Annotated in this window: 17 protein-coding genes; 4 read left to right on the plus strand and 13 right to left on the minus strand. The window is 67.2% G+C overall.

Features of this window, described 5'->3' with window-relative positions:
* Positions 1 to 4 precede the first annotated feature (4 nt).
* The 7 genes from ruvA to L2Y94_RS17375 form a co-directional block, all read right to left on the minus strand.
* Entirely contained in the window at positions 5 to 601 is a 597-nt protein-coding gene (gene ruvA / locus L2Y94_RS17345) for a Holliday junction branch migration protein RuvA (RefSeq protein WP_247370041.1), read from the minus strand.
* Positions 598 to 1,119 (minus strand): crossover junction endodeoxyribonuclease RuvC, encoded by a 522-nt coding sequence (gene ruvC / locus L2Y94_RS17350; protein WP_144915500.1) that lies wholly within the window; start codon positions 1,117 to 1,119, stop codon positions 598 to 600. Before ruvC ends, ruvA begins: the two co-directional genes overlap by 4 nt.
* Before the next feature lie 46 nt (positions 1,120 to 1,165).
* Entirely contained in the window at positions 1,166 to 1,912 is a 747-nt protein-coding gene (locus L2Y94_RS17355) for a YebC/PmpR family DNA-binding transcriptional regulator (protein ID WP_144915503.1), read from the minus strand.
* A 192-nt stretch (positions 1,913 to 2,104) separates the two neighbouring features.
* On the minus strand, positions 2,105 to 2,737 hold the full coding sequence (locus L2Y94_RS17360) for an esterase/lipase family protein (protein ID WP_247370043.1): 633 nt from the start codon (positions 2,735 to 2,737) through the stop codon (positions 2,105 to 2,107).
* Positions 2,738 to 2,752: 15 nt separating this feature from the next.
* The gene (gene aspS / locus L2Y94_RS17365) at positions 2,753 to 4,522 is read right to left on the minus strand and encodes an aspartate--tRNA ligase (protein WP_247370045.1); all 1,770 of its coding nucleotides are present in this window, start codon (positions 4,520 to 4,522) and stop codon (positions 2,753 to 2,755) included.
* A 133-nt stretch (positions 4,523 to 4,655) separates the two neighbouring features.
* Entirely contained in the window at positions 4,656 to 5,189 is a 534-nt protein-coding gene (locus L2Y94_RS17370; protein ID WP_247370061.1) for a DUF3011 domain-containing protein, read from the minus strand.
* Between the two features lie 92 nt (positions 5,190 to 5,281).
* The gene (locus L2Y94_RS17375) at positions 5,282 to 5,560 is read right to left on the minus strand and encodes an FmdB family zinc ribbon protein (protein WP_144915510.1); all 279 of its coding nucleotides are present in this window, start codon (positions 5,558 to 5,560) and stop codon (positions 5,282 to 5,284) included.
* A 393-nt stretch (positions 5,561 to 5,953) separates the two neighbouring features.
* Between L2Y94_RS17375 and L2Y94_RS17380 the strand changes: the two genes are divergently transcribed.
* The gene (locus L2Y94_RS17380) at positions 5,954 to 8,380 is read left to right on the plus strand and encodes a TonB-dependent receptor plug domain-containing protein (protein WP_345780028.1); all 2,427 of its coding nucleotides are present in this window, start codon (positions 5,954 to 5,956) and stop codon (positions 8,378 to 8,380) included.
* A 47-nt stretch (positions 8,381 to 8,427) separates the two neighbouring features.
* Here L2Y94_RS17380 and clpB read toward each other — a convergent pair whose 3' ends face one another.
* A complete protein-coding gene (gene clpB / locus L2Y94_RS17385; RefSeq protein ID WP_247370063.1) occupies positions 8,428 to 11,010 on the minus strand; it encodes an ATP-dependent chaperone ClpB in 2,583 nt (860 codons plus the stop codon).
* Positions 11,011 to 11,181: 171 nt separating this feature from the next.
* On the opposite strand from clpB, the gene otsB reads away from it, so the two are divergent.
* Positions 11,182 to 11,958 (plus strand): trehalose-phosphatase, encoded by a 777-nt coding sequence (gene otsB / locus L2Y94_RS17390; RefSeq protein WP_247370066.1) that lies wholly within the window; start codon positions 11,182 to 11,184, stop codon positions 11,956 to 11,958.
* Positions 11,955 to 13,370 carry an alpha,alpha-trehalose-phosphate synthase (UDP-forming) gene (gene otsA, locus L2Y94_RS17395; protein WP_247370069.1) on the plus strand — a complete coding sequence of 472 codons (1,416 nt, stop codon included), beginning with the start codon at positions 11,955 to 11,957 and terminating at the stop codon, positions 13,368 to 13,370. Before otsB ends, otsA begins: the two co-directional genes overlap by 4 nt.
* Positions 13,371 to 13,473: 103 nt before the next feature.
* Here otsA and pgeF read toward each other — a convergent pair whose 3' ends face one another.
* Both pgeF and rluD read right to left on the minus strand, forming a co-directional pair.
* Positions 13,474 to 14,190: a peptidoglycan editing factor PgeF gene (gene pgeF, locus L2Y94_RS17400; protein ID WP_247370070.1), complete on the minus strand. Its 717-nt coding sequence runs from the start codon at positions 14,188 to 14,190 to the stop codon at positions 13,474 to 13,476.
* Positions 14,191 to 14,193: 3 nt separating this feature from the next.
* Positions 14,194 to 15,171, minus strand: a complete 978-nt coding sequence (rluD, locus tag L2Y94_RS17405) for a 23S rRNA pseudouridine(1911/1915/1917) synthase RluD (protein ID WP_247370073.1) — start codon at positions 15,169 to 15,171, stop codon at positions 14,194 to 14,196.
* Positions 15,172 to 15,240: 69 nt separating this feature from the next.
* Here rluD and L2Y94_RS17410 point away from each other — a divergent pair, with 69 nt between their 5' ends.
* Positions 15,241 to 16,068: an outer membrane protein assembly factor BamD gene (locus L2Y94_RS17410; protein ID WP_247370076.1), complete on the plus strand. Its 828-nt coding sequence runs from the start codon at positions 15,241 to 15,243 to the stop codon at positions 16,066 to 16,068.
* Positions 16,069 to 16,269: 201 nt separating this feature from the next.
* Here the strand turns inward: L2Y94_RS17410 and L2Y94_RS17415 are convergent, their stop codons facing one another.
* The 3 genes from L2Y94_RS17415 to L2Y94_RS17425 form a co-directional block, all read right to left on the minus strand.
* Positions 16,270 to 17,886 carry an NAD+ synthase gene (locus L2Y94_RS17415; protein WP_247370095.1) on the minus strand — a complete coding sequence of 539 codons (1,617 nt, stop codon included), beginning with the start codon at positions 17,884 to 17,886 and terminating at the stop codon, positions 16,270 to 16,272.
* A gap of 262 nt (positions 17,887 to 18,148) precedes the next feature.
* Complete coding sequence (locus L2Y94_RS17420) at positions 18,149 to 18,850, minus strand: M15 family metallopeptidase (protein WP_247370098.1); 702 nt, start codon at positions 18,848 to 18,850, stop codon at positions 18,149 to 18,151.
* Between the two features lie 94 nt (positions 18,851 to 18,944).
* On the minus strand, positions 18,945 to 21,935 hold the full coding sequence (locus L2Y94_RS17425; RefSeq protein WP_425602411.1) for a TonB-dependent receptor: 2,991 nt from the start codon (positions 21,933 to 21,935) through the stop codon (positions 18,945 to 18,947).
* Positions 21,936 to 21,947: the final 12 nt, after the last annotated feature.

Here is a 21,947-nt window from a genome sequence, read left to right on the forward strand (position 1 = left end):
GGATTCAACTCCCCAGCGCGGCGCGCAGCGCCTTGCGGATGATGGCTTCGGCCGAATCGCCGTCGGCGGCCACCTTGGCGACCAGGCGGATGGCTTCGGGCGGCTTGTAGCCCAGTTGTTGCAAGGCCACCGTGGCCTCGCCCGCGGGATCGGCGGGCACCGGCTCGCCCACCGCGGACACCGGCAGGCGCACGCCTACCGCGTCGACGCGGTCACGCAACTCCACCACCATGCGTTCGGCGGTCTTCTTGCCGATGCCCGGGATCTTGGTGAGGGCGACCACGTCACCCGCGTGCACCAGGCGCGAGAGTTCGTCGGTGGCCACGCCCGAGAGCACGGCCAAGGCGATCTTCGCGCCGATGCCGCTCACCTTGAGCAGGTGACGGAACATGGCGCGCTCGGCTTCGCGAAGGAAACCGTAGAGCGACACGCCGTCTTCCTTCACCGCGTAATGGGTGAGCAGGATCACTTCCTTGCCGGTGGCCGGCAGGTCGTAGATGGTCGACATGGGGGCGTCGACCTCGTAACCGACGCCACCCACCTCGATGAGGAGCGACGGCGGTTGTTTGCTTATGAGAGTGCCACGCAGGCGGCCGATCATCGGCGACGTCTCCATGCCGTGCGCGGGATGCCCACGCGTTGGATGCTGGAACGGGTGTGCGCGTGGGCGATGGCGATCGCCAGCGCGTCGGCCGCGTCCGCCTGAAGCGGACCCTTGATGCCGAGGATCATCCCGATCATGTGCTGGACCTGGGTCTTGTCGGCACGGCCGGTACCGACCACCGCCTGTTTCACCTCGGTCGCTGCGTATTCGTGCACCACGATTCCCTGGCTGACCACCGCACATACGGCCGCGCCGCGCGCCTGGCCCAGCTTGAGGGCCGAATCCGCGTTGCGCGCCATGAAGACGCGCTCGATCGCGGCCTCGGCCGGACCGTGCGCGCCGATGATGGCGCAGAGTTCGTCAAAGATGCGTTTCAGGCGCAGGGGGAAGGTGTCTTCCCCCGCCACCATCAGCGCACCGTGCCACACGTGGGTGAGCGCGCCGTTGTCCGCCACGTCGATCACGCCGACGCCCGTGCGCTGGCTGCCCGGGTCGATGCCGAGGATGCGGGTCATGACAGCGGATGTGACACGGGCGGGTGCGAAGGAGGCCGCGAAGGCCTCACTCGTCGTCCGCTTCCTGCGGAAGGATGGCGTTGTGGTACACCTCGTCGACGTCGTCGAGGCTGTCCAGGCGGGCCAGCAGCTTCTGGAACTGTTCGAGGGCTTCGCCCGTGGGCGTGACCAGCGGGCCGTTCGGGCGCATCACCACGTCGGAGCCGTCGATCTCGAAACCGGCGGCGGCCAGTGCCTTGCGCATGGCTTCCACCGCGATCGGATCGGCGGCGAGCAGCACCGTGCCGATGCCGTTCTCGATGACGATGTCTTCGGCGTTGTTCTCGATGGCGGCCTCTTCGAGCTTCGCCTCCACGTCGGCGTCGCCGCCGGTGTGCACCACCACCTGGCCCACGCGGGTGAACTGGAACGCCACCGAATTGGTGGTGCCCATGTTGCCGCCCAGCTTGGTGAGCGCCGCGCGCACGTCGGCGACGGTGCGGGTCTGGTTGTCGGTGACGCAGTCGATGATGAGCGCGGTGCCCGCCGGGCCGTAACCCTCGTAGCGGATCTCGTGCATGTCGGCGCCGCCGTCGGCACCCGAGCCGCGCTTGATGGCGCGCTCGATGGTGTCCTTGGTCATGTTGGCGGCCAGGGCCTTGTCGACGGCCGCGCGCAGGCGCGGGTTGCCGGCCGGGTCGGGCACGCCGCCACGCGTGGCGATGGTGATTTCGCGGATCAGCTTGGTGAACACCTTGGCGCGCTTGGCGTCTTCGGCGTTCTTGCGACCTTCGATGGACGGGCCTCTACCCATGTTCGATTCCTGGACATACCGGACGGACAGGGGCGGGATTCTAGCGGAAGTGGGTTGCGCAGAGGGAATCGGAAGGATTCCGCGACCTGGATTCGCCGATACGATCGGCTCCCCCCCCTTCGGTAGCAAGCTTCCTACCAAAGGGGTGGGAGCCGATCGTATCGGCGAATCAGGCTTGCGAGCACGCTTGGTTCAAGCGAGGTCGAAACGCCCTTCCCTGAGGAAAACCGCCACCTGCCGGGCGACGTCGGCCGATACCAGCATCCCGGTGTGGCTGGTTTCCAGCACGCAATGGGCGGCCAGCCCGGGCAGCCGGGTTTCTTCCACGCCCACCGTCCCGTCGTGCTGATCGCCCAGCTCGCCGATGAGGGAACCCAGGCCCACGGGCTGGCGCCCGGCGATCATGCCGACCTCGCGATGACCGTCCCAACGGTCGAGCCCATGTTCGAGCAGTTCGCGCGAGCGGCCCAGCAGCATGTCGCCACCCCAGCTGTGGGTCAGCCCCCGCGCCGCGCCGCTGCCGTTGAGCGGCGAGCCCAGGCAGACGATGCGGCCGTTGGGAAGGTCGTCGTCGCGACAGGCCAGCAAGGCCAGGATGCCACCCAGGCTATGCCCCACCACGTGGACCGGACCGGGGCCCAGTCCACGGATGCGCCGGCGCAGGCGCTCGATGGCCTGTTCCGGCGGCGCGGCCACGCTCATGTATTCGAACTGGTGGACGCGGAATCCCTCGTCACGCAGCCGGCGGTGGAGCATCGCCATCGCGAACCCGCGCATCCACAGGCCGTGGAGCAGGAGGACGTCGACGGGAGGCAGGGCATTCATCGGCAACCGGACCGATCAGGCCTTCGGCGGCTCCGCGGCCACCCGCACGTGCAGTTCCTTCAGCTGCGGCTCGGACACCGGCGACGGCGCGTCGGTCATCAGATCCTGCGCGCTGGTGGTCTTCGGGAAGGCGATGACGTCGCGGATCGACTCGGTGCCGGCCATGAGGGCGGCGATGCGGTCGATGCCGAAGGCCAGGCCGCCGTGGGGCGGCGCGCCCAGGCGCAGCGCCTTGAGCAGGAAGCCGAACTTGGCCTCGGCCTCTTCCGCGCCGATGCCGAGCAGGTCGAACACCGCGCTCTGCATCTCCGGACGGTGGATGCGGATGGAGCCGCCGCCGATCTCGTTGCCGTTGAGCACCATGTCGTAGCCGCGGCTCACCGCGACGGCGGCGTTGGCGCGCAGGTCGGCGATGTCGTCGACCTTGGGCGCGGTGAACGGATGATGGAGCGCGACGAAACGCTGTTCTTCGTCGTCGTATTCGAACATGGGGAAGTCGGTGACCCACAGCGGCTTCCAGGTGTTCTCGACGAAACCGCGATCGCGGCCGACCTTCAGGCGCACGGCGCCCATGAAGTCGGTGACGGTCTTCCAGCGGCCCGCGCCGAAGAACACGATGTCGCCGTCGGCGGCACCGGTGAGCTTCAGCACCTGTTCGAGCGCGGCATCGTCGAGGAACTTGGCCACCGGCGAGTTGATGCCCTCGCGCCCCTTGGCGAGGTCGTCGACCTTGAGCCAGGCCAGGCCCTTCGCGCCGTACTTGCCGGCGAATTCGGCGAGGCCGTCGATCTCCTTGCGCGACAGCGCGGCGCCGCCGGGCACGCGCAACGCGGCCACGCGACCGGCCGGGTCGTTGGCCGGCTCGGCGAACACCTTGAATTCGATGTGCTTGACGGCATCGGCCACGTCGACCAGTTCCAGCGGGTTGCGCAGGTCGGGCTTGTCGGAACCGTAGCGGCGCATCGCCTCTTCGTAGGTCATGCGCGGGAAGCGCGCGTCGAGTTCCACGCCGCGCACTTCGCGGAACACGTGGCGGATGAGGTCTTCGACGAAGTCCTGCACGTCGTGCTCTTCGACGAACGCGAACTCGAGGTCGAGCTGGGTGAATTCCGGCTGGCGGTCGGCGCGGAGGTCTTCGTCGCGGAAGCAGCGGGCGATCTGGTAGTAGCGGTCGAAGCCCGCCATCATCAGGATCTGCTTGAACAGCTGCGGCGACTGCGGCAGCGCGTAGAACTGACCCGGGTGCACGCGGCTGGGCACCAGGTAGTCGCGCGCGCCCTCGGGCGTGGCCTTGGTGAGGATCGGGGTTTCGATGTCCTGGAAGCCGGCGGCATCGAGGTAGCGGCGCAGGGCGCGGACCAGCGCGGTGCGCGTGCGCATCATGTGCTGCATCTCGGGACGGCGCAGGTCGAGGTAGCGGTAGGTCATCCGCAGGTCCTCGTTGGGCGTCTCGTGCAGCGCGAACGGCAGGTCGCGCGCGGCGTTGAGGATCTCGACGGTGTCGGCCAGCAATTCGACGGTGCCGGTCTTGAGCTTGTCGTTGACCGAGATGCGCTTGCGGACCTGGCCGGTGACCTTCACCACGTATTCGTAGCCCAGTTCGCCCGCGACGGCGAAGGCGGCGGCGTTGTCGCGCTCGATCACGATCTGGGCGATGCCCTCATGGTCGCGGAGATCGACGAAGGCCGTGTGGCTCTGGAGGCGAATGGTGTTGACCCAGCCGCAGAGGGTCACGTCCTTGCCGATCAGCGACTCGTCGATGAGGCCGCAAAAATGGGTGCGCATGCGCTTGAAGCTCCGGCCGCCCGTGGGCGGTGAATGGCGTGGGAAAAGACCCCGGATCGTAGCAGATCCGGGGCCTTTCCTGCCGCGAGAACCGGCTGCATCGCCGTTCTGCGGTGTCCCGCCCGCGAATCGCTCAGCGACCGCCTACGCCGAAGATGCCGCGGCAGCCGCGGTCGACCCAGATGCCGTCGCGCGTGGCTCCCCAGCTGTAGCCTTCCTGGCAGCGGGCGTCGGAGTTCTGGCGGACCAGACGCACGCCGCCGCGCGTGTCGACGGGGCAGAATCCACGCTTGCCGTCGCGGCTGCCGCAATCGACTTCCTGGTAGCGACCGCCACCCCAACCGCCGCCGGGACGTCCGCCACCCCATCCCGGGCGGTCGCCGCCCCAGCCGCCGGCCTCGGCGAAGATGCCACGGCAACCGTCGTCGACCCAAAGGACGCCGCGGTCGATGTCCCACGTGCGGCCACGGATGCAGGCCGCCTTGGAGTCCTGCCGGATCAGGCGGGCATCGCGCCAGCCGACTCGGCATTCGCCGCGGCGGCCATCGCTGCTGCCGCAGTCGCGGGTATCGCCGCCACCATAGCGCTGGGCCTGTGCCGGGAGCGACACCGCTCCCATCGCGAACGCCATCGCCGCCACGGCGACCCCACCAAGAAATGCGCGCATGCCCCTACTCCCTCGTCAGTTGCGACCGATCGTCGGCGGCTACGCTATCGCAAGAAACCGCAACGCGGATTGAATGGATTCTTGCGGGAAGATTACGTGTCGGAGGAACTTGACGGGGCCGGCGCCGGCGCCGGTGCGGGAGCGGGCGCGGACGAACCGTTGTCGGCCAGGTTGCGCTTCTTGTCGCCGTCTTTCTTGAAGTCCGTCTCGTACCAGCCGCCACCGGCCAGGCGGAACTGGGGGGCGCTCAGCATACGGCCCACGCGAGGCTCGCCGCAGTTCGGACACACGGTGGGATCGGGATCGGAGATCTTCTGCAGGCGATCGAAGCGGTGGCCGCAGGCCTGGCACTGGAATTCGTAGATAGGCATGGAAAGGCTTCCTCGGGAGCACCAGCCGGCCATTATCGGGTGGCGCGCGGCCTTTTCAATCCTGCGCCCGGGTGACGGGACACCGCCATACCTGACGAACGCCGCCAGCCTTTTCGCATTGCACCAAAATGGCGAAACAAGCCATTTTCATACCAAATCCTTTTTTTAAGGTGTTTCGTAGCGAACTTTCCCCTTATTGGCGCAAAACGAAACTGTCGTATTGACGCACTGCAACAGCCCTGCCTAGCTTCGATACAACACGGCCGCCGGCCGTGTCGCGGGGTGTGCCGCGCCCCGCGTGCCGACAAGCTCGCCCTGGGGAAACTACCGATGACGAAAGGCACGACCCTCCGACGCAAGCCCGGAAGCCGTTGGCTACCGGCCCTTGGCCTCATGATCGTAACCCCGGGTTACGCCCAGGAAGCGACTTCGCCGCCCCAGGCGGGCGAGGCACGCCAGCTCGACCAGGTGGTCGTGACCGGCACCCGCACGACGACTCGCACGGAAGCCAGCTCGCTATCGCCCATCGACGTGCTCACCCCACGGGACCTCACGTCCACCGGCAGCCCGGAACTGGCCACGGCGCTCGCCCGGCTCCTGCCGTCGCTCGACTTCCCGCGCCCGGCGATCAACGACGGCAACGACGCGATACGCCCGGCCAGCCTGCGCGGCCTGTCGCCGGACGCGACCCTGGTGCTCGTCGACGGCAAGCGTTACCACACCTCGGCGCTGGTCAATTACAACGCATCCGTCGGCCGCGGCTCGGCGCCGGCGGACCTGAACTCGATCCCCATCTCGGCCATCGACCATATCGAGGTCCTGCGCGACGGCGCCGCGGCGCAATACGGCTCCGACGCCATCGCCGGCGTGATCAACATCGTGCTGAAACACGGCGCCGCGGAGGGATCGAACACCATCACCGCCAACGGCGGCATCATGGACAAGGGCGACGGCGCGACCAACGGCATCGACGGCTCGGTGGGCGTCGACCTGGGCGGCAAAGGGACCGACGCCAAGGGCTGGCTGCGCGTGGCGTGGAATTACCAGAACACCATGAACACCAACCGCGCGGCCCCCCTTAGCCTGTTCACCCCGGAAGAGGCGGCCGACGGCAATATCGCGCACCAGCGTTACGGCGACCCGGCGGTGAAGACGTACCAGGCGCTGACGAACTTCCAGTACGCCGTGGCGCACAACGTGGACGTGTACGGCGTGCTCAGCCTGAGCCGGCGCGACGTGACCTCGAACGGCTATTACCGCGGCGCCACGAACGCCCGCAACGTGCCCGAGGTGTACCCCGACGGCTTCCTTCCGCAGATCGTCAACCACACCAACGACAGCACCGCCATCCTCGGCATCAAGGGCACGACGGACGGCGGCTGGCGCTGGGACGCCTCGGGCAACTACGGCATCAACTCGCTCGTTTTCGACGTCGCCCACAGCATCAACACCAACCTCTACTACTCTACCGGCCAGTCGCCGACGTACTTCAACGCGGGTACCTTCAAGAACTCGCAGGCGCTCGCCAACGTCGACATCGGCAAGGACTTCAGCGTGGGCTGGCTACCCAATCCGCTGACGCTCGCGTTCGGCGCCGAGTACCGCAAGGAGAAGTACCAGATCGACGCGGGCGACCCGGATTCCTACTACTTCAACCAGACCACGCTGATTCCGGGCACCGACACCCCGTACGCGGGCGGCGCGCAGGTGTTCCCCGGCCTGTCGCCCTCCGCCGCGGGAAGCTTCACCCGCCACAGCGAGGCGGCCTACGTCGATCTCGAAACCGACGTCACCGACCGCTTCTCCGCCGGCATCGCCGGGCGTTACGAGCATTACAGCGATGCGGGCGCGACCCGTTCGGGCAAGGTCTCGATGCGTTACCAGTTCACGCCGGATTTCGCGTTGCGCGGCACGGTCTCCAACGGCTTCCGCGCCCCGTCGCTCGCGCAGCAGAATTACCAGTCCGTCGTGACGATCATCGACCCCAGCACGGGGCAGCTCGCGCAGACCGGCACGTACCGTACGTCCGATCCGGCCGCGGTCGCCCTCGGCGCGAAGGCGCTCAAACCGGAGAAATCCTTCAACTACGGCCTCGGTGCCGTATGGGAACCGATCGCGAACCTGAGCGCCACGCTGGACGTGTACCAGATCCGCATCTGGAACCAGATCCTCTACTCCGACACGATCAGCCTCACCGATCCGGTGCTCGCCGCGTACTTCAACAGCGTGGTTCCCGGCCAGCAGGTCACGGCCGTCCAGTACTTCGCCAATGCGGCGACCACGCGCACGCGCGGCGCGGACCTGGTGGTGAACTACCGCATACCCACCACGAACGCCGGCGAGTTCAACCTGATGGCCAGCGGCAACTACAACAAGGTGAAAGTGCTGGACGTGGCCGCCACCCCGGCCATCCTGCAGGCGAACTCGTCGGAGGGCATCGAGCTGTTCGGCCGCTCGAGCCAGGGCCTGCTGACCAAGGCCACGCCACGCACCAAGTACGTCCTCGGCGGCGACTGGTCGCTCGGCGGCTTCCATGCGCACGCGGACCTCACCCGCTACGGCGCGGTCACGCGCGTGACGACCGACGCGTCGACGGACCAGACGTTCGCCGCGCGGTGGCTGCTGAACACGTCGGCGGGTTACACGCTCGACGCGTGGAGCTTCACGCTGGGCGTCGACAACGTGACCAACCAGTACCCGACGCGCGTGAGCCCGACCAACACCGGCGAGGATTATTACAGCGGCCTGCAGTACTCGGCGCTGTCGCCCTTCGGGTTCAACGGCCGGTATTACTACGCGAAGGTCGGCTTCCGGTTCTGATCGAACGCAAGACGGCCATCGTGCGCGAACGCACGATGGCCGTCGGGTCAGGCTGCGGTAAAGATCAGGTGGCTGCCGTCCGAGTCCACCTTCACCGTCTGCCCCGGCGAGAACGCACCCTGCAGGATGCGCTGCGCCAGCGGGTTCTCCAACTGCTGCTGGATCGCGCGCTTGAGCGGACGCGCGCCGTACACGGGATCGAAGCCCGCGCTGCCGAGCAGGTCGAGCGCCGCATCGGTGATCTCCAGGCCCAACTGGCGTTCGGCCAGGCGCTTGCCCAGGTAGTCCAGCTGAATGCGTGCGATGGAGCGGATCTGCTTCTTGTCCAGCGGGCGGAACACCACCAGGTCGTCGAGGCGATTGATGAACTCCGGGCGGAAGTGCGCCTGCACCACGCCGAGCACCGAGGCCTTCATCTGCAGGTAATCCGCTTCGCTGTCGCCGGCCTGTTCCTGGATCAGGTTCGACCCGAGGTTCGAGGTCATGACGATGACCGTGTTGCGGAAATCGACGGTGCGGCCCTGGCCGTCCGTGAGGCGGCCGTCGTCGAGCACCTGCAGGAGGATGTTGAAGACGTCCGGGTGGGCCTTCTCGACCTCGTCGAGCAGGATCACGCTGTAGGGGCGGCGACGCACCGCCTCGGTCAGGTAGCCGCCTTCCTCGTAACCCACGTAGCCCGGGGGCGCGCCCACCAGCCGGCTCACGGAGTGCTTCTCCATGAACTCGCTCATGTCGATGCGGACCATCGCGTCCTGCGTGTCGAAGAGGAAGTCGGCCAGCGCCTTGCACAATTCGGTCTTGCCCACGCCGGTGGGGCCCAGGAACAGGAACGAACCGTACGGACGATTCGGGTCGGACAGGCCGGCCCGCGCGCGACGGATCGCGTCCGAGACCGCGCGCACCGCCTCGTCCTGGCCGACCACGCGCCCATGCAACGCCTCTTCCATGTGCAGCAGCTTCTCACGCTCGCCCTCGAGCATCTTCGACACGGGAATGCCGGTCCAGCGCGCGACCACTTCGGCGATCTCTTCCGCCGTGACGCGATCCTGCAGCAGGGTGAAATCCTGCTTCTCCGCCTGCTGCGCGGCGGCCAGTTGCGCCTCCAGCGCAGGCAGGCGGCCATACTGGATCTCGCTCATCGCGCCGTAGTCCTGGCGACGTTGCGCGGCTTCCAGTTCGAGGCGGGCCTGCTCGATCTGCTCCTTGATCTTCGTGGCGCCCTGCAGCGTGGCCTTTTCCGACTTCCATACCTCGTTGAGGTCGGAGAACTCGCGATCGAGCTTGTCGATGTCGGCCTCGAGGTTGGCGAGGCGCTGCTTCGATTCGTCGTCCTGCTCCTTCTTGAGCATCTCGCGCTGGATCTTCAGCTGGATCAGGCGCCGTTCCAGGCGGTCGAGTTCTTCGGGCTTCGAATCGATCTCCATGCGGATGCGCGAGGCGGCCTCGTCCATCAGGTCGATGGCCTTGTCGGGCAACTGACGGTCGGGGATGTAGCGCGCGGACAGCGTGGCGGCGGCGACGATCGCGGGATCGGTGATCTCCACGCCGTGGTGCACGGCGTAGCGCTCTTTCAGGCCGCGCAGGATCGCGATGGTGTCCTCCACGCTGGGCTCGCCGACGTAGACCTTCTGGAAGCGGCGCTCGAGCGCGGCGTCCTTCTCGACGTACTTGCGGTATTCGTCGAGCGTGGTGGCGCCGATGCAATGCAGCTCGCCGCGCGCCAGCGCGGGCTTGAGCATGTTGCCCGCGTCCATCGCGCCGTCGGCCTTGCCGGCGCCGACCATCGTATGCAGTTCGTCGATGAAGAGGATGACCCGGCCCTCCTGCTTGGAGAGGTCGTTGAGCACGCCCTTGAGGCGCTCCTCGAATTCGCCGCGGAACTTCGCGCCGGCGATGAGCGCACCCATGTCGAGCGACAGCACGCGCTTGTCGCGCAGGCCCTCGGGCACCTCGCCGTTGACGATGCGCTGGGCGAGGCCTTCGACGATGGCGGTCTTGCCCACGCCGGGCTCGCCGATGAGCACCGGGTTGTTCTTGGTGCGGCGCTGGAGCACCTGGATGGTGCGGCGTATCTCCTCGTCGCGGCCGATCACGGGATCGAGCTTGCCGCTCTCGGCGCGCTCGGTGAGGTCGATGGTGTATTTCTCCAACGCCTGGCGCTGCTCCTCGGCGTTTTCCGATTGCACCTTCTCGCCGCCGCGCAGCTTGTCGATGGCGGCCTCCAGGCGCTCCTTCGTGGCCCCGGCGGCCTTCATCACGCCGCCGAGTTCGCCACGATCCTCCAGCGCCGCGAGCACGAACAGCTCGCTGGCGATGAACTGGTCGCCGCGTTGCTGGGCCAGCTTGTCGGTGAGGTTGAGCACGCGGCTCAGGTCGTTGCCGAGGTTGACCGTGCCTTCCTGCCCGCTCACCTTCGGCAGGCGGTCGAGGATCTCGCTTATGCGCTGGCGCAGCGCCGGCACGTTGACCTGGGCCTGGGTGAGCAGGGGCGCCGTGGATCCGCCCTGCTGGTCGAGCAGTGCGGCCATGACGTGCACCGGTTCGATCATGTTGTGGTCGCGGCCGACGGCCAGCGACTGCGCGTCGGCCAGCGCCTGCTGGAAACGCGACGTGAGTCTGTCCATTCGCATGGTTGTGGTCTCCGAAAGGTTCGGCGCCCCCGGGACCCTCCCCGCGACCGCCACTGACGTCACAGATGCGGGTGAGATCCTGCGGCTTCAACGGTATAACACGCGTGGGCGATAGCGGATCTTTCACGTCCACGCGGGCATCCTCGACAGGTTTCCTTCCATGGAGCCGCCGTGACCGCCCGACTGCCGCCACCGCCGTCCGATCTCGTCCACCCGGGAAGTGCCCTCTTCCTCGACGCCGACGGCACCTTGCTCGATTTCGCCGACGATCCGGACGCGGTGGCCCCCGCCGCCGGACTCCTCGCCACGCTCGACGCGCTGCACGAAGCCCTGGGCGGCGCTCTCGCCCTGGTGAGCGGACGCCCCATCGACGGACTCGACCGCATCTTCGGCCGACCCGGTTGGGCCGCCGCCGGGCAGCACGGCCTCGAGCGTCGCGACGGTCGCGGCGAGGTGACCACCATGTCGGTCGACCGCGACGAACTGTCGCGCCTGCGCGCCGTGGTGCATGCCGTGGGCGACGCGTTGCCGGGCGTGCGCGTGGAGGACAAGAGCTGGTCGGTGGCGCTGCATTGCCGCGAGCGTCCGGAATACGACGCGGAACTGGCACGCCGCGCCCCGGAGATCGTCGCCGCCTTCCGCGGCTTCGAACTGCAGCCCGGCAACCGGGTGTACGAGTTCAAGCCTCGGGGCATGGACAAGGGCATCGCCGTATCCCGTTTCCTGGACGAAGCGCCATTTCGTGGCCGGGTTCCCGTCTACCTCGGCGACGACCTCACGGATGAACATGCCTTCGCGCTGGTGAACGAGCATGGCGGCGCATCGGTGCGCGTCGGCGACAGGACGCCAACCCACGCGGCGTTCACGTTGTCTAGCCCGGCCGACGTCCACGCTTGGCTGAATACCGTGAAGACCACACTCACGCGGGGAGCCGCAAACGCAACATGAGCCGACTAGTCGTCATATCGAACCGGGTGGCGCTGCCCAAGCAGACCCAGACCGGCGGCCTGGCCTCCGCGATGAACGCGGCCCTGCAGGAAATGGGCGGCCTGTGGTTCGGCTGGAGCGGCAACCTCGCCGCCGAAACGGGCAAGGAGCTGCATGAGGTCGAAGACGGGCATATCAGCTACGCCACCATCGATCTTTCCAAGGCGGACCACGACGATTACTACAGCGGCTTCGCCAACCGCGCGCTCTGGCCCCTGTTCCACTACCGCGGCGACCTGGTCGACTACCGCCGCGACCATCTCGAGGGCTACCTGCGGGTCAACCGGATCTTCGCCAAGCGCGTCGCGAAGCTCCTGAAGAAAGACGACATCGTCTGGGTGCACGACTACCACCTGATACCGCTGGCCGCGATGTTGCGCGAACTGGGCGTGGAGAACCGCATCGGCTTCTTCCTGCATACGCCGCTGCCCGCGGCGGGATTGCTCATCACCCTGCCCCGCCACCGCGAGATCCTCGAATCCTTCGCCTCCTACGACCTCGTGGGCCTGCACACGCAGCGCGACCTGCGCGCGCTGGAAGACTACTTCCTGCATGAACTGGGCGCCGCGATGCGCACGGGCGGACGGATCCGCGCGGCCAACGGGCGCATCTTCCGCGCCGGCGTGTTCCCGATCAGCATCGACACCGCCGAAGCGGTGGAACTGGCCCATCGTGCCGAGGACGCCGGCGCGGTCGCCAAGCTCAAGGCCTCCATCGACGATCGCGCGCTGATCATCGGCGTGGATCGCCTGGATTATTCCAAGGGTCTGCCGGAGCGCTTCGAGGGCTTCGCCCGACTTCTGCGCGACCACAAGGACCTTCGCGGACGCGTATCGCTGCTGCAGATCGCGCCGCCGTCGCGTTCCGACGTGCCCGAGTACCGCTCGCTTCGTCGAGAGCTGGAGCGCAGCGCGGGGCATATCAACGGCCAGTACGCCGAACCGGATTGGGTGCCCATCCGCTACGTGAACAAGTCGTTCGGGCACAAGGTGCTGGCGGGTTACTTCCGCACGGCCAAGGTGGGCCTGGTGACGCCGCTGCGCGACGGCATGAACCTCGTGGCGAAGGAATACGTGGCCTGCCAGGATCCACAGGACCCCGGCGTGCTGGTGCTCTCGCGCTTCGCCGGCGCGGCGCAGGAACTGGACGCGGCGTTGCTGGTGAATCCGTCCGACCTCGACGAGGTGTCGGAGGCCTTGAAGCGCGCGCTGGAAATGCCGCTGAAGGAGCGCCGCATGCGCTGGCAGTCGATGATGGACGTGCTGGAACGCAACGACATCACGGCGTGGCGCAACGCGTTCCTGCATGCGTTGACGGAGCCGCCAAGGGTCAAGCCGGAGATCTACGTGCCGACGCCGGTGATGGCGCCCTAAGCGTCTCGCTAGCCCGATTCGCCGATACGATCGGCTCCCACCCTTCGGTAGATACCTCGCTACCGAAGGGTGGGAGCCGATCGTATCGGCGAATCCCGTACCCTCAGCGCGTCCAGATGAGCGAGGCGAATCGCCCGCTTTTCGCCCCGTCGCGCCGGTACGAATAAAGCCGCTCGTCGGTGAACGTGTCGAAGCCGCCTCCCGAAACCCGGCCGACGCCCGCCGCCGCTAATCGACGCCGCGCCAGCGCGTAGAGATCGCACAGCCAATGCCCCGGTCGCGTCGCCGTGAAGGCCGAGGCCGCGCCGGCATCGCCGTCGACGAACGCCGCGCGAACCTCCTCGCCCACCTCGTAGGAAACCGCGCCGATGGCGGGACCTAGCCAGGCTTGCACGCCATGGGCCGCCATCCGCTCCACGGTCCGCTCCAGGACCCCGGCGGCCAACCCACGCCATCCGGCGTGCGCGGCCCCGATGGTCCGTCCATCCGACGAAACGAACAGCACCGGCAGGCAATCGGCCGTGAGGATCGCCAGCACGCGCCCCGGGCCGGAGGCCACGGCGGCATCCGCCTCCGGCTCCTCGGCGCCCGGCACGGCCTCGGCCACGGCCGTGCCGTGCACCTGTCGCAGCCACAAGGCCTCTCCCGGCAGGCCGAGGGCCGTCACCAGGGCGGCGCGGTTGGCCCGCACGGCGTCCACGTCGTCACCCGAGCGCAGGCCGAGGTTGAACCGGGCATAGGGCCCCTCGGACACACCAGGGCCCTGCCGCGTCGACACCGCAGCGCCCACGGGCGCCTCCCACTCGGGACGAATCCACATGGGTCAATCCTCGATCGGATGCTCGAGCGTATCGGCGCGCAGGGCCTCGATCAGCGCCTCCTGCTCCGGCGGGCGGGGGGAATCGAATTCCAGGTATTCCCCGGTGACCGGATGCTCGAACGCCAGCTTCTCGGCGTGCAGGGCCTGCCGGCGGAAACCGCGCAGGGCGTCGATCAGCGTCTGGCTGGCCCCGCGCGGCAGGCGCAGGCCGTTGCCGTAGAGCGGGTCGCCGACCAGCGGATGGCCGATATGGGCCATGTGCACGCGGATCTGATGGGTGCGGCCGGTCTCCAGGTTGCACTGGAGCACGCTGTGGGCGCGGAAACGCTCGCGCACGCGGTAATGCGTGACCGCCTCCTTGCCGCCCATCTCCACGTCGCGCACGCCCTGCTTGAGGCGATCGTGCTGGTGGCGGCCGATGGGCTCGTCCACCGTGCCGCCAGCCACCATCGTGCCCAGCACCACCGCCTCATACTGGCGGTGCACGTCGTGCCGCGACAGCATCGCCACCAGCGCGGTCTGCGCGGCGATGGACCGGGCCACCACCATCAGGCCCGAGGTGTCCTTGTCCAGGCGGTGCACGATGCCGCCACGCGGCAGCCCGGCCAGCGCGGGGTCGTGGTGCAGCAGCGCGTTCAGCATCGTGCCGGCCGGGTTGCCCGCGCCCGGGTGCACGACCAGCCCCACGGGCTTCTCGATCACCATCAGGTCGGCATCCTCGTGGAGGATGTTCAGGGCGATGTCCTCCGGCTGGGCGTGGACCTCGGCCTCCAGCTCCGCCTCCAGCACCACCGTCTCGTTGCCCCTTACCAGGTGCCGGGGCGCCACGGGGGCGCCGTCGAGCAGCACCTTGCCCTCCTTGATCCAGGCCGTGAGCCGGGATCGGGAATAGTCGGGGAACATCTCGGCCAGGGACTGGTCGAAACGCCGTCCCGCCGCCGCCACGGGGACCGTGGCCTCGTGCCTTACCTTCGTCGTCATACCACCTCGCCCGGCCGGCGGCCGGTTTCGGCTATCATGCCCTTTCGCTCAAGCATCCGAACTCTCTCAATGCGTGCAACCAAGATCACCATTCTGCTCCTCCTCGCCCTGTCGATGAGCGCCTGCTCGATGTTTCGCAGCAAGAAGGAAACGATCGACACCATGCCGGTCGAGCGGCTGTACGCCAACGCCCACGAGTCGCTCGAGCACGCCGACTATGCCGCCGCGGAAAAGGCCTATCAGCGCCTGATCGCGCGCTTCCCGTCCGGCGACATCAACGAGCAGGCCCAGATCGAGCTGGCCTACGCGCAATACAAGGACAACAAGCCGGACGACGCGTACTCCACGATCAACCGCTTCATCAAGACGTTTCCGACCCACAAGCACGCAGATTATGCCTATTACCTGCGCGGCCTGATCAATTTCGACCGTACGGGCGGTTTCATCGAGCGCTATTTCAACCGCAGCTCCGATGCCTCCACGCGCCGCGACCAGGGTTTCAACCTGACCGCGTTCGACGATTTCAGCCAGCTGACCCGTCGTTATCCGAACAGCGCCTATGCCACCGACGCCCGCCAGCGCATGATCTTCCTGCGCAACCAGCTGGCTCGCTTCGAGGTGAACGTGGCCGAGTACTACCTGCGCACCAAGTCGTACATCGCCTCGGCCAACCGCGCCCAGTACGTGATCGAGCACTACCAGCAGTCGCCGGAAACCGCCGACGCCCTGGCGATCCTCACCCGCAGCTACCTGGCCCTCGACCGCAAGCCGCTGGCCGACCAGACCCGCCAGGTGCTGGCCCTGAACTACCCGGACCACCCCTACCTCACCGATCCGGAGTGGCCGCACCACCCGTCGACGCTGAGGAAGGCGATTCCCTTCTCGGGTCACCACTAAGAAAAAAGCCGGCGAAAGCCGGCTTTTTTCTTGTGTGGGAGCGGACCCTGTCCGCGAACCCTCAGGCGGCCCATGTCGAATGAGGCCATGCATTCATGCCGGGGAGCGGTAAAAACCCCGCCCGATCATCGCAATGCCTCGTTCGCCCGGTGCGAGTTCGAGGGTTCGCGGACAGGGTCCGCTCCCACCACGGCTCTCCGCTCAGCGCCAGCCCGAGGTGATCGGGTAGCGCCGTTCCCGCCCGAACGCCTTGGTCGTCACCCGCGGCCCCGGTGCCGCCTGGCGGCGCTTGAACTCGTTGATGAACACCAGGCGGATCACCCGGCGTACCGTGGCGTCTTCGTGGCCGGCAGCGATGATGTCCTCGGCCGAGGCCTCCCCTTCGATGAAGTGCTCGAGGATGGCATCCAGATCGTCGTAAGGCGGCAGCGAATCCTGGTCGGTCTGGTCGTGGCGCAGTTCGGCCGAGGGCGGACGCTCGATCACCGCATCGGGAATAGCCCCGTCGATGGCGGCCCGCCAGCGCGAGAGGCCGTACACCACGGTCTTGTAGACATCCTTCAGGGGCGCATAGGCGCCGCACATGTCGCCATAGAGGGTGGCGTAGCCCACCGCCATCTCGCTCTTGTTGCCCGTGGAGAGCAGCAGGCGGCCGGTCTTGTTCGACATGGCCATGAGCAGCACGCCGCGCGCGCGCGATTGCAGGTTCTCTTCGGTGATGTCCGGCGAGCGCCCGTCGAATACGGGCGCCAGCGTGCCGGCGAAGGCCTGGTAGATGCCCTCGATCGGCAGCACGTGGTACTCCACGCCCAGGTGCTCCGCCTGGGCCTTGGCCTCGCGCAGGGAGAGGTCGGAGGTGTACTCGGTAGGCATCATCACGGCGGTGACCTTGTCCTTGCCCAGCGCATCCACCGCGATGGCGAGGGTCAAGGCGGAGTCGATGCCGCCGGACAAGCCGAGCAGCACGCCGGAAAAGCCGTTCTTGCCCACGTAGTCGCGCACGCCGCGCACGAGGCCGGCGTACATGACGGCTTCGCTCGAGGTCGGACGATCCGCCGGCCAGTCGACCGCCGCGAGGCGCTTCGTCTGCGTGTCGTAGTCGACGGCCAGCAGCATGTCCTCGAACGACGGAGCGCGCGCGGCGATGCCGCCGTCGGGCTGCACCAGCAACGAATGCCCGTCGAACAGGAGGTCGTCCTGCCCTCCCACGAGGTTCACGTAGGCGATGGCGACGCCGTTGTCGACGGCACGCTGGCGCAGCAGCGCCTCGCGGGTAGCCGCCTGGCGCCTGTCGTAGGGCGAGGCGTTGATCACCAGGATGAGCTCGGCACCCGACTGCGCCGCGTGGGCGGCCGGTTCGGCTTCCCAGATGTCTTCGCAAATGAGCATGCCCACCCGCACGCCTTCGATGGTGAAGACGCGAGTGGTGTCGCCGGGACGGAAGTAGCGCTTCTCGTCGAACACCGTGTAGTTGGGCAGCGCCTGCTTGTGGTACGTCCACTCGACCTGGCGTTCGCGGATCAGCGAGGCGGCGTTGTACACCTCGCCCCGCGTATCCGGATGCCCGACCACCGCCGAAATGCCGTCGATGGACGGAGCGAGCTCCTCGAGTTCGCGCGCGCAGGAAGCGAGGAAGCTCGGTCGCTGGAGGAGATCTTCGGGCGGGTAACCCGACAGGGTGAGTTCGGGAAAGGCGATGAGCGAGGCGCCGAGGCGGTCGCGCGCCTCGGTCGCCAATGCCTTGACCTTCAGTGCGTTGCCGGCCGTGGCACCGACCGGGAAATCGTACTGGGCCAGGGCGAAGCGAAAGATGGACATGGGGGATCCGTGCGGTCGCGGGGATCGCCCATGATACCGCGCGGACGCCATGGGAGCCGCTTCGGAAGCGGCGCCAAGTCGCTTCGAGCGCCGCCGCACCCCCGCACCGTCGTTCCTGTGAAAACAGGAACCCAGCGCCCCGGTTCACGACCTTCACGACGACGTTCCATCGGCTTGTCGTAGGAGGCCGCCTCGCGAAAACCCACCTGGTGGCGCTGGATTCCTGCGTGCGCAGGAATGACCAACAGTGGACCTGGCAGGGTCACTCCACGGGCACGTCGAAGATCGTCGACGCTACCGCCGACGGCAGCGAGTAATGCCACCACTCCGCCGGATAGTTGACGAAGCCACGCGCCTCCATCGCCCGCTTCAGCCGTTGCCGGTTCGCGCGCTGCGGCGCCGTGATGCGCGGATCGTCGGTATGCGCCAGTGGATCGAAGAAATCGAAATCCGTCCCCATGTCCAGCGGCACGCAATGCCCCGCATCGCAACGCATCAGCGTGAGGTCCACCGTGGCGCCACGGCTGTGCCCGGATACCGGGGCGATGTATTCGCCCAGCAGCTTGTCCTTGCCGAGGTTCGGGTAGTGCGCCGCCTTCGTGCGCACGTCCGACAGATCGCCCGCCCACCGAACGAATGCCGCGACGGCGCGGGCCGGCCGATAGCAATCCCATACGCGAAGCCGGTAACCCTCGCCGCGCAGATCGGCGTCGACGGCGGCGAGCGCCTTCGCGGCGGCGGTGCGAAGGAAGCACTTCGGTGCCCGGTACCCGTCGACCGGTGCGCCGGTGAAATTGTGCGCGCCCGCGTAGCGCATGTCCTCGTCGATGTCCGGCACGAGCGAGCGCACGTCGGTCAGACCCGCCTCGGCCGCCGTGCGGGCGGGGGACACGGGCGGCGTTTCCGCCGCGCTCGCATCGAGGGCAAGCGCGACGAAGAGGAAAAGGCGGATATGCATCGTCATGGATCGTCCTCGCGACACCCTGGGGCCTCGCCGTAGGCACCGGCCTGCGCCGGTGCGACGAAGTCTATCGCAGCGGCACCGATGCGCCCAAGGATCAAAAATCGATCGATACCGTCAACTGCCCGAACCGCGGCGACTGGAACCGCTGGGGCTGCAGGTAGGTCGGGTTGAGCCCGCCGACCGAGGTCTGCAGGTCCTGGTCGACGCCCAACGTGCGCTGCTGGTTGAGCAGGTTGTAGACCGCCAGCTTAACGCGCAGGTTGTTCTTTTCGTCCAGAGGCAACAGGTAGGTGATGCTGGCGCCCAGGTCGAACGTCCATGGCGTGCGCGACGCACCGCGCGGCGACGCCCTGTAGACCCGGTTCTCCGACACCGGATCGGTGCAGTTCTCCACGCAGATGAAATAGCTGTGGTACACGGTCCTGTCGTAGGGATTGCCCACGCCGTATCCGGTGATCGGGCTTCCCGAGAGCGCCGTGAGGTTCGCGCCCACCTGCCACTGCTTGCTGATCGCGTACGTGCCGCGCAGCTTGAACTGGTGGCGATGGTCGTTCGGCAGGTAGCCGCTGGAGAGGTTCACCCAGGGATCGTCGAAGTTTTCCGTGCGGCCGGTGTCGTCGAAATTGGTGTCGGAATTCACCGGCCCCTCGGCATTGCCACGATTCCACGACAGCACGTACGAGGCGTTGAACATCCACTTGTCGTCCCATGCGCGGTCGAGCTGGAATTCCATCGAGGCGAACGTGCGCTTGGGCTTCTTCCAGCCGCGTTGGCCGAGGTAGTTGCCCGACGCGTCGTAGAGCGCCCAGCCCTCTTTCGAGGTGTCGATGGTGAGGTAACCGTCGGCCACGCCGTCGCAGTCGGTATCGCCCCATACGGTGACGTTGCGTCCGGGATTGGCCATCACGTAGCCGATCTTGCCCGCGGGGCCACACTGCGGCGTGGCCGTGATGTTCATGTCGTCGATGGCGTCGTGCAGCTTGCGATAGGTGCCGCTCACGCCCCACGACCACGTATCGGAGATGGCCTGCTGGAAGCCGAGGATGGCTTCGTCCTGGTAGACCGAGTCCATGTGCTTGTCGACTTCGGAACGCAGGTCGCCCACCGTGCCGTTGCCTTGCGACGTATCCACGCCGCCGATCTGCGGCCCCAGGATGGGCACCGCATAGGACGAACCGTTGCGGTCGAGGATCCGGTAGCCGTCGAAGCCGTAGTAGGTGCGCTCGTCGAGCAGGCCGCCGGCCTGCTTGATGTTGATCACGTTGGCGACCGGCAGGTAATAACGGCCGAGGTTGCCGAAGACCTTCATGGTGCCGTCGCTCATCACGTCCCAGGAGAAGCCCAGGCGCGGCGCGATCATGTTGTCCATCTTGATGTAGCTGCGGCCCTCGCCGGTCTTGTTGTCGAAGGCGTCGCGGCGCAGGCCCACGTTGAGCAGGACATCGGGCGTGATGTTCCAGTTGTCCTCGACGTAGTAGGCGCTGTTGGTGGTCTCGAACGTGCCGGCGATCTCGTAGCGGCGGGCACGGACGTAGGCATCGTACCCGCCGGGCACCACGCCGCCGTTCTCGATGGTGGATCCCGGCGTGGTCGGATAGATGTTGTAGTAGAACGCCCCCGGCCCGGGATAATGGCGCGAGTAGTCCGAGGTGTCGATTTCATGGTCGTAGCCGAAACGCACGACGTGGTCGCCCAGCGCCCACTCGAAGTCCGCGCGCGACTGCTTGCGCGTGTCGTTGCGTTTTTCCACCGCCGTGCTCGTGCTGCATCCCAGCGGCACGCCGGGGCCGGCGACGCCGGTGGCTCGCGCGACGGGATTGCAGTCGAGGTCGGACTGGCCGCGCGTGAACGACTCGCGCTCGTTGCGGCCGTACATGAGTTTCATCGACAGGTTGTCCACCAGGTAGCTGGTGAAGGTACCCGCCCAGTTGCGGCCGCCCGTGTCGCTGTAGATCTCGTCGTTCTTGTTGCCGAGCGTATCGGTGTCGTAGTCGTAGCTGTAGACCTTGCCCACGTTCTTGTCCTTGTCGGAGAAGGCCATGAACTCGAGCAGGTTCTTGTCGTTGATGTGCCAGTCGACCTTCGCGCCCCAGAAGCCGGAGTCGGTGTCGTTCTGGGTGAGCACGGTGCCCGCGTTGTCGGTGTTCTGCGGCGTGTAACCCCGCGCCTCGTACATCGCGAAGAAGAACAGCTTGTCCTTCACGATGGGACCCGACGCGTACACGTTCATCTTGGTGCGCGAGTAGCGGTCTTCCGACGAGGTGATATACCGCTCGCCGTCCCAGTAGCGGTTCTTCGCGGCCGCCTGCCAGGCGCTGGGTTCGAAGGTCATCTCGGCACCGGCCTTGAACTCGTTGGTGCCCGAACGCGTGACCGCGTTGACCACGCCGCCGGTGGTGCGGCCGAACTCCACCGAGTAGCCGCCGGTCTTCACCTGGAACTCCTGGTAGAAGGCGAAGGGAGCCTGGGAGAAGCCGTTGCGGTTATAGAAATCGGTGACGTTCAGGCCGTTCACGTAGAACGAGTTTTCCGCCACCGACGAACCGCCGAACGAGATGCCGCCGAAGCCCGCGTTGCCCTTGTTCACGCCCGGCGCCAGCAGGGCCACGGCCTGTACGTTCTGGTCCACCGGCAGACGGCGAATTTCCTCGCGGCTGATGTTGGTGGCGGTTTCGGTGGAGCTGACGTCCACGGCCGATATCACCACCGGCGCGCTCACCTGCACGCCTTCGAGTTCGGTGGTCGCCTTCGAACGGTCCACGAGGTTCACCGTGGTGGCGTTACCCAGGCTCACGTTGACCTGGGCGGTCTCGCCGACCGGTTGGCCGTCGAGACGGCTGTCCAGCGTGTAGTGACCGATGGGAAGGAAGGGAAAACGGTAGTTTCCGTCGCGGTCGGCGGTCACCGTGCGGGTCAGCCCCGTCGACGGATCGCGCACCGTGACGCTGGCACCCGGCCGCGTGCGACCCACGATCGAACCGTCGGTATTGGCCGCATGCGCGGCGCCACCCATCGTCAGGCCCATGCAGATCGCCATGCAAAGCGCGGCGTGGCGCGGCATGCGCCGCGTGCTGATCTCCCCCATCTCCCCACTCCC

The organism is Luteibacter aegosomatis (assembly GCF_023078455.1).
Classification (GTDB): domain Bacteria; phylum Pseudomonadota; class Gammaproteobacteria; order Xanthomonadales; family Rhodanobacteraceae; genus Luteibacter; species Luteibacter aegosomatis.

What these genes read in the sequence shown, in the direction of transcription:
- clpB (WP_247370063.1), bottom strand. Translation starts at nt 11,010, where the DNA reads ATGCGAATGGACAGACTCACGTCGCGTTTCCAGCAGGCGCTGGCCGAC.
- L2Y94_RS17375 (WP_144915510.1), bottom strand. Translation starts at nt 5,560, where the DNA reads ATGCCTATCTACGAATTCCAGTGCCAGGCCTGCGGCCACCGCTTCGAT.
- L2Y94_RS17370 (WP_247370061.1), bottom strand. Translation starts at nt 5,189, where the DNA reads ATGCGCGCATTTCTTGGTGGGGTCGCCGTGGCGGCGATGGCGTTCGCG.
- aspS (WP_247370045.1), bottom strand. Translation starts at nt 4,522, where the DNA reads ATGCGCACCCATTTTTGCGGCCTCATCGACGAGTCGCTGATCGGCAAG.
- otsA (WP_247370069.1), top strand. Translation starts at nt 11,955, where the DNA reads ATGAGCCGACTAGTCGTCATATCGAACCGGGTGGCGCTGCCCAAGCAG.
- L2Y94_RS17355 (WP_144915503.1), bottom strand. Translation starts at nt 1,912, where the DNA reads ATGGGTAGAGGCCCGTCCATCGAAGGTCGCAAGAACGCCGAAGACGCC.
- L2Y94_RS17415 (WP_247370095.1), bottom strand. Translation starts at nt 17,886, where the DNA reads ATGTCCATCTTTCGCTTCGCCCTGGCCCAGTACGATTTCCCGGTCGGT.
- L2Y94_RS17380 (WP_345780028.1), top strand. Translation starts at nt 5,954, where the DNA reads ATGATCGTAACCCCGGGTTACGCCCAGGAAGCGACTTCGCCGCCCCAG.
- L2Y94_RS17420 (WP_247370098.1), bottom strand. Translation starts at nt 18,850, where the DNA reads ATGACGATGCATATCCGCCTTTTCCTCTTCGTCGCGCTTGCCCTCGAT.
- L2Y94_RS17425 (WP_425602411.1), bottom strand. Translation starts at nt 21,935, where the DNA reads ATGGGGGAGATCAGCACGCGGCGCATGCCGCGCCACGCCGCGCTTTGC.
- ruvA (WP_247370041.1), bottom strand. Translation starts at nt 601, where the DNA reads ATGATCGGCCGCCTGCGTGGCACTCTCATAAGCAAACAACCGCCGTCG.
- L2Y94_RS17410 (WP_247370076.1), top strand. Translation starts at nt 15,241, where the DNA reads ATGCGTGCAACCAAGATCACCATTCTGCTCCTCCTCGCCCTGTCGATG.
- L2Y94_RS17360 (WP_247370043.1), bottom strand. Translation starts at nt 2,737, where the DNA reads ATGAATGCCCTGCCTCCCGTCGACGTCCTCCTGCTCCACGGCCTGTGG.
- rluD (WP_247370073.1), bottom strand. Translation starts at nt 15,171, where the DNA reads ATGACGACGAAGGTAAGGCACGAGGCCACGGTCCCCGTGGCGGCGGCG.
- pgeF (WP_247370070.1), bottom strand. Translation starts at nt 14,190, where the DNA reads ATGTGGATTCGTCCCGAGTGGGAGGCGCCCGTGGGCGCTGCGGTGTCG.
- ruvC (WP_144915500.1), bottom strand. Translation starts at nt 1,119, where the DNA reads ATGACCCGCATCCTCGGCATCGACCCGGGCAGCCAGCGCACGGGCGTC.